The organism is Bradyrhizobium iriomotense (genome assembly GCF_018129405.1).
GTDB lineage: Bacteria > Pseudomonadota > Alphaproteobacteria > Rhizobiales > Xanthobacteraceae > Bradyrhizobium > Bradyrhizobium iriomotense_B.
The window spans coordinates 39209-51621 of the sequence record NZ_JAFCLP010000034.1; the positions used below are offsets into that span (position 1 = coordinate 39209).

The window sequence follows — 12413 nt, forward strand, 5'->3', positions numbered from 1 at the left end:
GCGGCCAGTCAGTCGTGGATGATCGCCGTTGCCTCGATCTCGACCCGTGCGGAGGCGGGCGTGAGGGCGCCGACCTGGACAAGCGTGCTCGCGGGGCGGACTTGATCGAAGGCTTCGGAATGGGCGCGGGCAATATGCGGGGCGTCTGCCAAGTCAATCACGTACACCACCGTGCGAACGACGTGCCGCATGTCCGCGCCGGTCCGGGCTAGCGCGTCGGCAATAATTGCCAGCGCGGCTTTCGCCTGCATATAGGCATCGCGCCCCAATTCCGGCGGGCGGGCCGTTGTGCCGGATACGAAGACCTGGTTTCCGACGCGGACGGCCCGCGAATATCCGTACGCGTCTTCAAATGCGTAACCGGACGAGAAGTTCTGTCTTGGCAAGCGGAGTTCTCCTGCACGGTTCGCGCACAAGGCCCCGAAGGGCATGGACATGCTTCGTCTCGCTAATCACCGCCACCCCAGCGCCGGTGCCACATGCGTGAGAATCGCCTCGATCGCATGCGCGCAATAGGCAACGCCGAGCTGGTTCGGGATCGTGAGCAACAACGTATCCGCCTCGGCGATGGCCTCGTCCTGACGCAACTGCTCGACCAGCACATCCGGCTCCGCCGCATAGCTCCGCCCGAAGATCGCGCGCGTGCGCGGGTCGATGAAGCCGATCTGGTCCTCGCCGCCGCGCTCCCCACCGAAATAGGCGCGGTCGCGATCATCCATCAGCGCAAAAATGCTGCGGCTGACGGACACGCGCGGCTCGCGGCTGTGGCCGGCCTCCTTCCACGCCGCGCGATAGGCGCGAATTTGTGCCGCCTGCTGCACGTGAAAGGCTTCGCCGGTCTCGTCGTTCTTCAACGTCGAGCTCTGCAGGTTCATGCCGAGCTTGGCGGCCCACACCGCGGTGGCGTTCGAGCCGGCGCCCCACCAGATCCGTTCGCGCAGGCCTTGTGCATGCGGCTCGATGCGCAGGAGCCCCGGCGGATTGGGAAACATTGGCTGCGGATTAGGCTCGGCAAAACCTTCGCCGCGCAAGAGGTCGAGGAAGACCTCGGCATGGCGCCGGCCCATGTCGGCATCGCTCTGGCCTTCGGCCGGCCGATAACCGAAATAGCGCCAGCCGTCGATCACCTGCTCGGGCGAGCCGCGGCTGATGCCGAGCTGCAGCCGTCCGCCGGCGATGAGGTCGGCGCTGCCGGCGTCCTCCACCATGTAGAGCGGGTTCTCGTAGCGCATGTCGATCACGGCCGTGCCGATCTCGATCCTGCTCGTCTTCGCGCCGACGGCCGCAAGCAGCGGGAAGGGCGAGGCCAGCTGCCGCGCGAAATGATGGACGCGGAAATAGGCGCCGTCCGCCCCTAACTGTTCGGCGGCGACCGCAAGCTCGATTGATTGCAGGAGCGTATCCGCCGCCGAGCGGGTCTGCGATTGCGGCGAGGGCGTCCAATGCCCGAAGGAGAGGAATCCGATCTTTTTCATGGGCGTCATTTAATGATGGCGGGGACGGCGTCAACCGCCTGCGCCGGCAGTTGGGTATGCGACGATGCGACCGCAAAATGCCCGGCGCGCTCGACCAGCAGGTCCAGAAAACTTCGCGCACGCAGCGACATCCATTGCGTCTCCGGATAGACCGCATGCAGCGGCAGTGCGGCGATGGCGTAGTCAGGAAGCACATGCTCGAGCTCGCCGCTGCGAAGACCGTCCGCCGCGTTCCACTCGGGAAGGATGGCGATCCCGAGATGCTGCATCGTCGCCTCCTGCATCGCATCGGCATCGTCGACGTGAATGGGGCCGTTAATGGACGCGACGTGGCGGCCATGCTCGGATTCGAAGGCCCATTGGTGCGCCGGCGACATGCGCGAATAGACGATGCACTGGTGTGAGCTGAGATCGTCGGGCGTCCGCGGCAACGGGCGGCCGTGCAGATAGGTGGGTGTCGCGACCAGATAGCGCTGCACGGTGCCGAGCCGGCGCGCGACCAGCGTGCTCGCCTCCAGGTTTCCGATCCGCAGCGCCAGCTCGATGCCTTCTTCCACGAGGTTGACGAACCGCTCGCTGAAGCGGATGTCGACCCGCACTTCCGGATGGTGCCGCACATAGTCGGCGATCACGGGCATCATGTAGCGCCGTCCGAATGACGACGGCACGCCGATCCGGAGTGTGCCGCTGGGGCGTGGCGCCGACTGCTCGACGCTCGACCGCGCCATGTCAAAGCTGTCGAGGATCTGGCGCGCGAGATCGTAGATGCGGTGCGCCTCGGCCGTTGGCTTCAGCGTGCGCGTCGTGCGCGAGAACAGCTGCGTGCCGAACTCGCTCTCCAGCATCGCGATGCGCTTGCTGACGGCGGGCTGGCCGATGCCGAGCTCCCTGGCCGCCGCCGAGAAGCTGCCGCCCTCGAGGGTGCGAACGAAAGCGCGCAGGCAATCGATCCGGTCCATGATTCATTCCGTTCTGGAATAAATTATATCCCATATATTCCATAGTGCGCAATCCGGCGGGCCGCTAGGTTTCCCCCAACAAGCAGATCAGGGGAGGAGACCAACGTGGCACGCCATATCGGAATTGTCGGCGCCGGAATCGCCGGCCTGCATCTCGCGCTCTATCTGCAAAAGCATGGCGTGGACGCGACCATTATCACCGACCGGCCGCCGGAGGAGTACCGCGGCATCCGGCTGCTCAACACCGTCGCGCATCATCACGTGACGATCGCGCGCGAGGACTATCTCGGCGTCAACCACTGGACCGATCCGAAGGATCACTATTACTACCACGATCACGTCTTCAATTTTCCGCAGCCGCTGAGCTTTCGCGGTGACTTCTCGAAGCCGAGCCGCGCCGTCGATTACAGGCTCTATCTTCCCGCACTGATGCAGGATTTTACGAAGCGAGGCGGCAAGATCGAGTACAGGCGGATCGAGGAGCGCGACATCAGTCCGCTGGTTGCCCGTTTCGACCTGCTGGTCGTCTCGACCGGCAAGGGTCCGCTGGGCCAGCTCTTCACCTATCGTCCCGAGCACAGCCCCTATTCACAGCCGCAGCGCCGGCTGTGCGTCGGCCTCTACACCGGCGTGCACCAGCCCGATCCCATGAACGTCACACTCTCGGTGTCGCCCGGCCATGGCGAGATGATCGTGATCCCCACCGTCACCTTCGGCGGCATCGCCAACGCGCTGCTGATGGAGAACGTACCGGGCGGCGACATGGAGGAACTGGCGACGCTCAGCTACGACGACAACCCGAAGCACTTCCTGAAGGTGCTGCTGGGCAAGCTGGAGAAGCATCACCCGACCACCTATGACCGCATCGATACCGCGCGTTTCGATCTCGCGCAGCCGCAGGATCTTCTGCAGGGCGGCGTGGTCCCGACCGTGCGCAACACGGTGGTCGCGTTCGACGACGGCAAATGCGCGATCGCGCTCGGCGACGTCCATGCCATCGTCGATCCCATGATGGGGCAGGGCGCCAATGTGGCCTCCTATGCGGCCTTCGTGCTCGGTGAGGAGATCGTCAGTTCCGACGCGTGTGATGCGCGCCTCTGCGAGAAGATCGACCTGAAGCGGCAGGACCGCGTGCTGGCGGCCTCGCGCTGGACCAATGTGATGCTGCAGCCGCCGACCGAAGCGCTGGGCATGCTGATCGGCGCGATGAGCCAGAATCCGGCTTTGGCCAACGAATTCACCGAGAATTTCAACTACCCGGACCGGCAGTGGGACCGCATCTCCACGCCGCAGCGCATCCAGGCCTGGATTGAGCGCATGTCGGCGCCATCGCAGCCGGTCAGGGCCATTGCGTGAGGATCGATGCGGACGGCAAGTGACATGCCGCGCGCCAATCCGGCGTCCTTCCGCGAAGCCGCCTCGCGCTTTGCGACCGGTGTCGCGGTGCTGACCGCACTGGACGAGCACGGGCGCGTCTGCGGCATGACCGCGAACAGCTTCGTCACCGTCAGTCTGTCGCCGCCGACCGTGCTGGTCTCGGTCATGCCGGGACGCATGCACCGCGCGATCTCGGCGACCGGCCGCTATTGCGTCAACGTCCTGCCGGACCATGGCCGGGACCTGTCACTGCATTTCGCCAGTCAGCCGAACAGCGGAGCCGCTCCCGACTACGACATCGTGGACGGACTGCCGCGCTTGTCCGGCTGCATGGCCTGGTTCGCCTGCGAGGTCACGCGCCACGTCGACGTCAGCGACCACACGCTGATCATCGCCGAGGTCTCGGCTTGCGACTATCGCGACACCACGCCGCTGGTGTTCTTTTCCAGCCGGTATCATTTCGGGCCGGGCGTGCCGGTGGATCGGTGAGAATTGCGCACCTCAGGCGTAGGCGACCCAGCCGCGGAAAGTGAAGCCGGTGTAAAACGGGGTTGGATCGGAGAAGCCGGCGTCGCGCAAAATTGCTTCATCCCGCGTGACCCGGGCCAGTCAATCCTAGTCGCCCCAATCGCCGGCTGCTACGATGAGGCCGGCGTTTCGCGACCGCGTCGCTGTCGCGGGTGCACGTTGGGATTTGTGAGGCCGGAGCAACTTCATGACGAGAGGCTCGGCAGCTCTGGGGTCGGCGGTCTTTTTTCTGATTGCCCCCACAACGGTCGCCGGTGTCGTGCCGTGGTGGATTTCGCAATGGCGTCTGCAAGCGCCGTTCTTCGATCTCCAGGTCATCCGATGGTTCGGCGTGGTTCTGATCCTGCTCGGCATTCCGGTGTTGGTCGAAACCTTCACACGATTTGCGCTGCAAGGCGGCGGCACGCCAGCGCCGGTCGCACCAACGCAACATTTGGTGATCACCGGCCCCAATCGTTATGTCCGCAATCCGATCTATCTTGCCCTGGTGGCGATTGTACTTGGCCAAGGACTGATCCTCGGAAACGCGAGGCTTCTGGTCTACGGCGCGCTCCTGTGGATCGGCTTCCACATCTTCGTTCTGGCTTATGAGGAGCCGACGCTGCGTAGGACATTTGGAGCGGAGTACGACACCTATTGCGCCAACGTGTCGCGCTGGTTGCCACGCTTGCCCGGCTCTACGTCGGCGTCGTCCTGATCGACCGCGAGGGGCAACATGTCCCAGATCGGGGGCGCGTAGCGCCCATCTCGCATTGCGGGATTTCGATCCGGCTAATGTCTCTTGTGGGTCAAAATGCGAAGAATTCAACGTGAGCATATCCAGTCCGCTATGCTCCGTTGAACGGACCTGAATGGGGCGCTACGTGGGCTTGTAGGTATTTCGGCTCTGGAAAGGCGTGGGAATATCGATGACAATCCAGCCAGGCAATCTATTCGCGGATGTGGCGGATGTTTCGGCCGCCAACATAGGGAAAGAGGCGTTCAGCGAAATCCTCGCGCGGCCTGGCTTGAAGATCGAGCGGATTGTATCGCAGGGGCAAACCAGTCCGCCGGGCTTCTGGTATGATCAGGCGTGGAACGAGTGGGTGATCGTGCTGAAAGGGCGCGCCACATTGCAGTTCGAACATGAGCTTGCCGCGCGATCGCTGGGCGTGGGGGATTACGTCTTCATCCCTGCAAGGAAACGCCATCGCGTCGAGTGGACGGAGCCGCAACAGCCAACTGTCTGGCTCGCCGTCCATTTCGAGTGAGCGCTTATCGCAATCGGATCAGCCGAGTGCGGAGATCGACCAGTCTATTGGTCCGCATCCGCGCACGGTGATGCACCGCCGTGGATGAGGACCGCTTTTGGTCAATCGCGTCGGTTCAGTCCTCCCGCCATGACTTCGCGCTCAGACGGCCGCGACTACCCGCCGCGTCGCATGAAGGAAACGGTTAGCGGGCGCTGAGACGCCATCAATTGGACGACGCTCCTGTTTGCGCAATTCATCGACTAGACGTTCGAGGTAGGGCGGCAGAGGCGAGACTTCGTGAGATAGTTTCTGTTGCAATCTCTCACCCACCTCGTCACAGATCGACCGGGCAGTCTTATGGTCGATGTGGTCCGATATTCGATTGGTCGGTTCCATATCGCGACCTTTTTCGATTGGGCCCCACGATTAACTTAAGTTACAGGGATGGGAAATGTTTCGCGCACCTTCGAAGAGTGCGATGGTTCCATCTAATGGAACGAAGACACTCGTCAGCGCTGCCACCAGCAACCCGCCGAGTTAGTGAAACTCTTGCGCGGACGCTTGGAGGAAGTCCGATGAGAGGAGTGCCAGTCCTCACGATAATCGTGCTCCTCGGGCTCGGAGTTCAGGCCAAAGCGCAGGCGCCGTGCGCCGAGGTGTTACGATTGCGTAACGCTGCTGGTGAGGCTTGGAAGCATGCGATGAGTGCACCGGCATCGCAGCGCTGTGGAGCCTTGGCTCAAGCCTTTGTGGCTGGGCGTCCTCTTCGATCATACCCGCCGGACATCATCCAACGCTAACATCCTATTGCGGTAGCGGGCCCGGTCTGGTCACCCTTCGATTGACTGCGTGTCGAGGACCGCTAAGGGGCAAAATGCGAAGAGCTCAACCTGAGCAAATCTAGTCCGCTATGCCCCCACTAGCGGACCTCAATGAGTGTCCCGTCACTTCGCTGATGGGCCATAAGCCGATTAATCAAGTGGTGCATCAAGGCCGCTCGGCAGTATGACTATGATAACGTTCTGTCCTTCCTCGGGGTGGCGCGAGATGTGTCCTTTTCCGTGCGTATCCTCGACGAGAACAGCTTTTCCCGCTGGAACGCGTCTCACCTCCCCATCGCTCGTTTCAAACTCCACGTGGCCATCCAGCCATATGGCGAGGAGTCGATCCGGCGGCGTGTGAAAGCCCACATCGCGCACCCCGGCGGGGATGTGAGAAAAACGGATGCGTGACGCTGGGTAGAAAGCCGACAGTTCAAACGGCGCTTCATTGGGAAATGATGGCTTTAGTGTCGTCGCGATATCGACTTCTCCGAAATGGGACTCCCCGTCAGGCGTTGCATATATGCGCAGGCACTTCATCCCTGGCCTCCAATCGCTCCATCTCGCTAAGCATATGGTGTGGCCTCTGTGTGTGCAATGCGATGTCTGCTTTGGGTCTTGGTTGTGTGCAAACACAGCCAGGGTCAAAAGCGGGCTCAGCCTATCGGTTGGGCGGCGTCCGGTTTCCCTCAGACAGCAGACGTCGAGACGGCTCTCGTGGTGTTCAGCTTGGGGCCACGAGCAGACTTGGCAAATGCTGCTCTTGAGGCGGATTGGCTTCGCTAGGCTAACGCCGACACAAGCCACAGACCCACATGCAGGCCGCGCCCGTCTGCTCCGATATTTGCGGCGAGCGCGTTGCGAACCGCTTCTGTGGCGCGCATCCGTTGCTCGCTAGAGGCATTTTCGAGCAGAGCAGGCAACGGACCAGCCTGCGTGATGAATGCCATGCTTTGCTCGGTGTCCTTGCCGTCAATTGGCACATCGGTCGCCTTGAGCACCACTTCGCGAAACCCAGCCCTAGTCAGGATGCCGCGCAGGCGCTCCTCGCTCGCGAGTGAAAACATCCCCGGCGCCAATGGATCCACCGGCGGCTGAGGCGGCACATGCGGCCGTGCCGCCTCGATCGGTACGCGAAACCACGGACTCTCCGGCATGGTCCGAAAACAGACGAACACCAGCCGCCCGCCTGCCTTCATGCCGCTGCGGATATTGGTGAAGGCCCTGATAGGGTCATCGAAGAACATCACGCCGAATCGCGAATAAACTAGATCCGCCCAGCGCGGTTCGAAGGCGTAGCTCGTCGCGTCGGCCAGTGCAAAGGCGGCGTTGCTAAGTGTCGCCTCGGCGGCACGATGTTTGGCGAAGTCAAGCATCGGGACCGAGACGTCGACGCCCAACACAGCGCCTGATGGTCCAACAATCCTGGCAAAGGCCAACAGTGTGTCGCCGGTGCCGCATCCGATATCGATCACGCGCTCGCCCGGCTTTGCGGCCGCGGCGTCTAAGCTGACGCTCGTGACTGACGTGAAGACGTCACTGATCACGGCTTGCTGCGCAACCCATGAGTGACCCATGGTGCTGTTCCAAAACTCTGCTCCACGGGTGTTTGGCGTGGGTGCTGGCATTGGCAAATGTCCTTCGTTCTGAAATGGTCGATGGAGTTATCCTCACAGGCTGCACGAAATCTCAGATCGAACGCAAGACTGAAATGTCTGCAACGGGTCAAAGGCTGCCTTGGCTAGCTTGCATGGCCCTGTTCGGGTCACCATCAGGAAGCAGACTTCGCGGCGCTCTGAGCTGGGGTCAGCCACGGGCCAAATCCGGACTCCATCGTGCTCACGGTTCCTCACCGTCAAGTGCGACGAACAATTGCGACATGGGGCCAACCGGGACTCGTCACTTAATCATGTTGGCGCGAGCGCTGTACGTAATCCGGCCTTGGGCGTCGGCCGGAAGGCGCGCTCGCAACCGCGCCTTGACTATTTCGATGCTGTCCGCCGACAGCAGCAGACGCCTAAGCAGCGTCGAGGTTGGGTTCTCACACAGCCTGGGCCCAGCCAACTTGGCGGCGTGAATTTGTGATGTTCGCTATTCCGGCTGTCGCGACCACAGGAATTTTAGCTGTCCTGTGACGAGCGAACGCCCCAATACTCCGATTGCAATGGCGCTCGCTGTCTCTTACCCTTGTCAAGAAAACAACCGGGGAGGATACACCATGGAAATCCAGGCCTTCGGTTATCTCGGCGTCGGCGCGTCGAACCTCGATGATTGGGCCACATTCGCCACATCAAACATTGGCATGCAGGCCGTGGACCGCGTCAGCTCGATGCGTGCCTTCCGTATGGACGACCGCAAACAGCGCCTGTTCATCGACCGAGCCGTTGAGCCGGGCGCTCAGGTCTTCGGCTGGGAAGTCGCCAATGCCGCGGCTCTCGACTCACTCGCTGCCCGCCTCGAAACCGCTGGCGTCGCCGTGAAGCGCGAACCCGCAGAGCTGGCGGACCAGCGCTGTGTGACGGAGCTGATCTCCTTTGCCGATCCCGCCGGCAATCGTTTGGAAGCTTTCCACGGCGCCCAAGTAGCTGACACGGTCTTTAAGCCTGGCCGCGACGTCTCCGGCTTCCGTACCGGCCCACTAGGCATGGGCCACACCCTTTTGACATTCCCAGACATCGATGCCGCCCTGGCCTTCTACAAGGACCTGCTGGGGTTTCGCATTAGCGACTTCATGGTTGCCCCGCTGAAGGCTTACTTCATGCATGTCAACGCACGCCACCACAGCGTGGCTCTCGTGGCCGCGCCAGTGCGCAGCATGCATCACCTGCTTGTCGAATATTATCTGCTCGACGACGTCGGTCAGGGGTATGACCTGCTACAGGGTAGCCCGGAGAAAATTGTCGCCACTCTCGGCCGCCACCCGAATGATCTCATGACGTCGTATTACATGCGCACTCCGTCAGAGATCTACGTGGAGTGCGGCTGGGGCGGCAAGGAGGTCGACGACACAACGCCCGCCGGTGGAGATGACCAGCGTCGGTAGCTTCTGGGGCCACAAGGGCCTATTTGAAGATATTGGCGCGCCTCCCTCGGGCGCGCCGGAGATCGGTCCACGTCGCGCCCCTGTTCAGGTGATGGAAGGCAACTACGAACGCATGGCGGGCACCTGTCCGTGGTGGGATGCGATACGCGGCAAGACCCGCTAATGCCGTGCCCGGCGCTGAAAGCATTGCGGACCTCGATGTCTCAGTCGGGTCATTCGCGTCGATTGGCCAAGAGCGCGACCACGTCCGGTTACCCCAAAGAGCCGACACCAAGGTGAGGGTTGAGGTTCGACCCTAAGGGCCAATTCCGGACCTCGAAGCCTTACTAAGGGTCTCGTTGGAGCCTGAACACTGTCTGCAGGAGTCCCTTCACCGCCTCGCGGGCCGCAGCTGCGGCGGCTTCGTTGTAGCCGATGTGAGGATCGGTCTGTACGCAAGGGTCCGCGTACGTAAACGGCTGGCCGGTCTCGACATTGATGATGATGCCGAGAGGCTCTTCCTTCAACTTACACGCACGTACAGTCTGCGCCCCCTTCAATACGGTCGGTGTCTTCGGTGCGAGCGGATTATCGAAGACGTGGTGTGCGTCCGGGAATTCGATCAGCTTGGCGTCCTTGCCGGTGGCGCGGAGGCGTTCGAAATAGGAACGGCAAGGAGCTACCGGGTTGTAGTCGTCTGCCGTGCCATGGAACTGCCGGATGGGCACCGTGCTGACTTCGGTGTCGCCGATGATCGCGATACTGCATGACGCATAAAACGGAATGTACGCCGCAAATTCGATGCCTGGATGCCAGGTCTGCTGGAAGCGCGTAAAGCTGGCGGCCAGCACGGCTTGTCCGCCGCGTGAGAACCCCATCGGTACGATGCGTGCGGGGTCGATCCTGGGATGACCGATGAGCACGTCGTAGGCCCGGTACACATCTAGCACCATGTTGAACCGTCCGAGTTGTTCCTGATCGGGATTTACGTCGACCAAACCACGTCCGGAGAAGCTGTCGATTACGAAGGACGCGATCCCCATCTCATTGAAGTACTTCGCCCAGAATTCCTCGCGAGACCCCGTGCCTCCCGACCCATGTACGAGGATGACCGCCGGCAAGCGGTCCGAAGCGCCTCGCGGCAGCCGCAACTCGCCGGCGAGCGTAACGGCCTTTCCGTTCTTGTCGCCTGTCAGAAACTGTTGATCCGTCAGAGTCAGGCTTTCGAACGGGCGCAATTCCGTGCGTGCCACCAAGTCATTGAGTGCAGGCATCGCCCCCTCCCAGATTGTTTGCCTCAGGTACGCACTTACAACTATGCGGTCGGCGGCTATTGATAAATTCGCTGACTGGTGGCTCTGATTGCGTTATGCGCATGGGGTATTGCAGCTCAGCCTCCACGTTGGGCAGTCGGCGCAAAAATGGTGACCGAATGTCTGCTCGGGGTCACAAGCCATCGACGATGGCTACGCCGGGCGACTTCCGGCGACATCGAAACTCATTCAGACGGCTGCGAATAGGCGCATGGGCTCGGCGAGACCCTTAAGCTCGGCCGGTCCTTGGTCGACGAACTTGAGGCCGGCACCTGCCACTAGATCCTTTACCGTGCTCGAGGCCAGCACTTCGCTCGCATTCGCATGCTGAGCTACCCGTGCTGCGATGTGCACAGCGATGCCGCCCACATCGTCGCCCATCATCTCGACCTCACCCGTGTGAACGCCGGCCCGCACTTCGAGATCGAGCGGCCGCACCGCGCTGACGATCCCTTGGGCGCAGCGAACAGCGCGCGCCGGGCCGTCGAATAGGGCCAGAAATCCGTCGCCCGTAGTCTTAACTTCGCGACCGCGATGCCGCTCCAGTTCCGAACGCACCGCTGCATGATGCGCTTCCAGAGTTGAACGCCACTGCCTGTCGCCCACCAACGAGGCTTTCCTTGTCGAATCGACGATATCGGTGAACAGCACAGTCGAGAGGACGCGATCAACCTCGATGGCGGTAGCGGAAACACCCATGAACTGTCTGATCTCCTCGACGAGCCGATTCTGATCTCCGAACCATGGGAGGTGATCGTTACCTGGTAGTTCGGCGTAGCGTGCGCCAGAAATTCTCTCTCCAAGCTCGCGGCCGGCGAGTGCGCGAATGCGCACGTCGTCGCGCCGATGCATGACCAGCGTAGGAACACGGACCGACGGCAGGATGGCCGTCACGTCGATCTCGCGGTTCATGCGCATCAAGTTGATCACATCAGACGGGCTGGCCGCCGAGCGCTCGAACTTGGCGAACCGCTCAATGGCCCCGGGAATTGCGGCTGCCGACGGAGAGAAACTTGGCAGACTCTTGCCGGTTCCCCAGTTGGACCGGATATCGCGCTCCAAGGCCGCAAAATCGTCAAACGGAACGGACGCGCCCACTGTGCGCGCATACGTGCCGAACAGGATGAGACCAGCGACCCGCCCAGGATAGGTCGCCGTGAACAGGATAGACATCGGCCCACCCTCCGAGACACCGAACAAATAGGCCCTCTTAGAACCCGCGGCGTCGAGCACGGCGCGGATATCGTCGATCCTTTCATCGAGATGCGGGACACCGACACCACGATCACTGAGACCCGTGCCGCGTTTGTCGAATCGGATCAGTCGCGAGAACGAGCCGAGGTCGTTGAGGAAGCGCGCGACGTTGGGATTCTCCCACGCCTGCTCGAGATGCGATACAAAGCCCGGCGTCATGAGCAAGTCCGGACCGTCCTGTCCGGATATTTGATACGCGACGAAGACGTCGCCGCTGGTCACATAGCGCGTCTCGACAACCATGGCTTCCCTCAAGCCTAGCCCGCTGGGTAGCTTACGGTTAACGGCCAAGCAGTGCAACTGAGCGGCGAGAAGCTCATGGGTTAGTGAGGCGAGGCCCCAGCTGCTCATGTCTGCTAATGGGATGGTCCGGCCGTGCTCCTGCCCCGCCAGCAAGCGAAGCTGGCAAGGGGCGCCAAAGACAAGGAGCAC

Annotated in this window: 12 protein-coding genes and 1 pseudogene; 5 read left to right on the plus strand and 8 right to left on the minus strand. The window is 61.9% G+C overall.

The window, feature by feature from the left end:
- Nucleotides 1–8: 8 nt before the first annotated feature.
- From JQ592_RS36875 to JQ592_RS36885, 3 genes are read right to left on the minus strand one after another with little or no spacing between them, the layout of a single operon-like run.
- Nucleotides 9–437 carry a Rid family hydrolase gene (locus JQ592_RS36875; protein WP_246821016.1) on the minus strand — a complete coding sequence of 143 codons (429 nt, stop codon included), beginning with the start codon at nt 435–437 and terminating at the stop codon, nt 9–11.
- 15 nt (nt 438–452) lie between these two features.
- On the minus strand, nt 453–1475 hold the full coding sequence (locus JQ592_RS36880) for an LLM class flavin-dependent oxidoreductase (RefSeq protein ID WP_211407609.1): 1023 nt from the start codon (nt 1473–1475) through the stop codon (nt 453–455).
- Between the two features lie 5 nt (nt 1476–1480).
- Nucleotides 1481–2434, minus strand: coding sequence for a LysR family transcriptional regulator (locus JQ592_RS36885; protein WP_211407610.1), 954 nt, complete (start codon nt 2432–2434; stop codon nt 1481–1483).
- Nucleotides 2435–2539: 105 nt separating this feature from the next.
- Between JQ592_RS36885 and styA the strand changes: the two genes are divergently transcribed.
- Entirely contained in the window at nt 2540–3790 is a 1251-nt protein-coding gene (gene styA, locus JQ592_RS36890; RefSeq protein ID WP_211407611.1) for a styrene monooxygenase subunit StyA, read from the plus strand.
- A 6-nt stretch (nt 3791–3796) separates the two neighbouring features.
- A complete protein-coding gene (gene styB / locus JQ592_RS36895; RefSeq protein ID WP_246821017.1) occupies nt 3797–4300 on the plus strand; it encodes a styrene monooxygenase NADH-dependent flavin reductase subunit StyB in 504 nt (167 codons plus the stop codon).
- A gap of 12 nt (nt 4301–4312) precedes the next feature.
- On the opposite strand, the pseudogene JQ592_RS38515 reads toward styB, so the two are convergent.
- Nucleotides 4313–4405: pseudogene (locus JQ592_RS38515) on the minus strand (methyltransferase); the annotation flags it as partial.
- 121 nt (nt 4406–4526) lie between these two features.
- Between JQ592_RS38515 and JQ592_RS36900 the strand changes: the two are divergent.
- Nucleotides 4527–5036: a methyltransferase family protein gene (locus JQ592_RS36900; protein WP_211407612.1), complete on the plus strand. Its 510-nt coding sequence runs from the start codon at nt 4527–4529 to the stop codon at nt 5034–5036.
- A 211-nt stretch (nt 5037–5247) separates the two neighbouring features.
- Nucleotides 5248–5589 carry a cupin domain-containing protein gene (locus tag JQ592_RS36905; RefSeq protein ID WP_211407613.1) on the plus strand — a complete coding sequence of 114 codons (342 nt, stop codon included), beginning with the start codon at nt 5248–5250 and terminating at the stop codon, nt 5587–5589.
- Between the two features lie 953 nt (nt 5590–6542).
- Here JQ592_RS36905 and JQ592_RS36910 read toward each other — a convergent pair.
- Both JQ592_RS36910 and JQ592_RS36915 read right to left on the minus strand, forming a co-directional pair.
- Nucleotides 6543–6932: a hypothetical protein gene (locus JQ592_RS36910; protein ID WP_211407614.1), complete on the minus strand. Its 390-nt coding sequence runs from the start codon at nt 6930–6932 to the stop codon at nt 6543–6545.
- Between the two features lie 242 nt (nt 6933–7174).
- Nucleotides 7175–8020, minus strand: coding sequence for a class I SAM-dependent methyltransferase (locus JQ592_RS36915; RefSeq protein ID WP_211407615.1), 846 nt, complete (start codon nt 8018–8020; stop codon nt 7175–7177).
- 590 nt (nt 8021–8610) lie between these two features.
- Between JQ592_RS36915 and JQ592_RS36920 the strand changes: the two genes are divergently transcribed.
- Nucleotides 8611–9435 (plus strand): VOC family protein, encoded by an 825-nt coding sequence (locus JQ592_RS36920; RefSeq protein WP_211407616.1) that lies wholly within the window; start codon nt 8611–8613, stop codon nt 9433–9435.
- A 326-nt stretch (nt 9436–9761) separates the two neighbouring features.
- Here JQ592_RS36920 and JQ592_RS36925 read toward each other — a convergent pair whose 3' ends face one another.
- Both JQ592_RS36925 and JQ592_RS36930 read right to left on the minus strand, forming a co-directional pair.
- Nucleotides 9762–10688 (minus strand): dienelactone hydrolase family protein, encoded by a 927-nt coding sequence (locus JQ592_RS36925; RefSeq protein WP_211407617.1) that lies wholly within the window; start codon nt 10686–10688, stop codon nt 9762–9764.
- 228 nt (nt 10689–10916) lie between these two features.
- A partial coding sequence (locus JQ592_RS36930) for an adenylate/guanylate cyclase domain-containing protein (RefSeq protein WP_349630524.1) occupies nt 10917–12413 on the minus strand: 1497 nt, incomplete at its 5' end.

Coding starts and splice junctions, on each gene's coding strand:
- JQ592_RS36875 (WP_246821016.1), bottom strand. CDS start 437: ATGTCCATGCCCTTCGGGGCCTTGTGCGCGAACCGTGCAGGAGAACTC.
- JQ592_RS36880 (WP_211407609.1), bottom strand. CDS start 1,475: ATGAAAAAGATCGGATTCCTCTCCTTCGGGCATTGGACGCCCTCGCCG.
- JQ592_RS36885 (WP_211407610.1), bottom strand. CDS start 2,434: ATGGACCGGATCGATTGCCTGCGCGCTTTCGTTCGCACCCTCGAGGGC.
- styB (WP_246821017.1), top strand. CDS start 3,797: ATGCGGACGGCAAGTGACATGCCGCGCGCCAATCCGGCGTCCTTCCGC.
- JQ592_RS36900 (WP_211407612.1), top strand. CDS start 4,527: ATGACGAGAGGCTCGGCAGCTCTGGGGTCGGCGGTCTTTTTTCTGATT.
- JQ592_RS36905 (WP_211407613.1), top strand. CDS start 5,248: ATGACAATCCAGCCAGGCAATCTATTCGCGGATGTGGCGGATGTTTCG.
- JQ592_RS36910 (WP_211407614.1), bottom strand. CDS start 6,932: ATGAAGTGCCTGCGCATATATGCAACGCCTGACGGGGAGTCCCATTTC.
- JQ592_RS36915 (WP_211407615.1), bottom strand. CDS start 8,020: ATGCCAGCACCCACGCCAAACACCCGTGGAGCAGAGTTTTGGAACAGC.
- JQ592_RS36920 (WP_211407616.1), top strand. CDS start 8,611: ATGGAAATCCAGGCCTTCGGTTATCTCGGCGTCGGCGCGTCGAACCTC.
- JQ592_RS36925 (WP_211407617.1), bottom strand. CDS start 10,688: ATGCCTGCACTCAATGACTTGGTGGCACGCACGGAATTGCGCCCGTTC.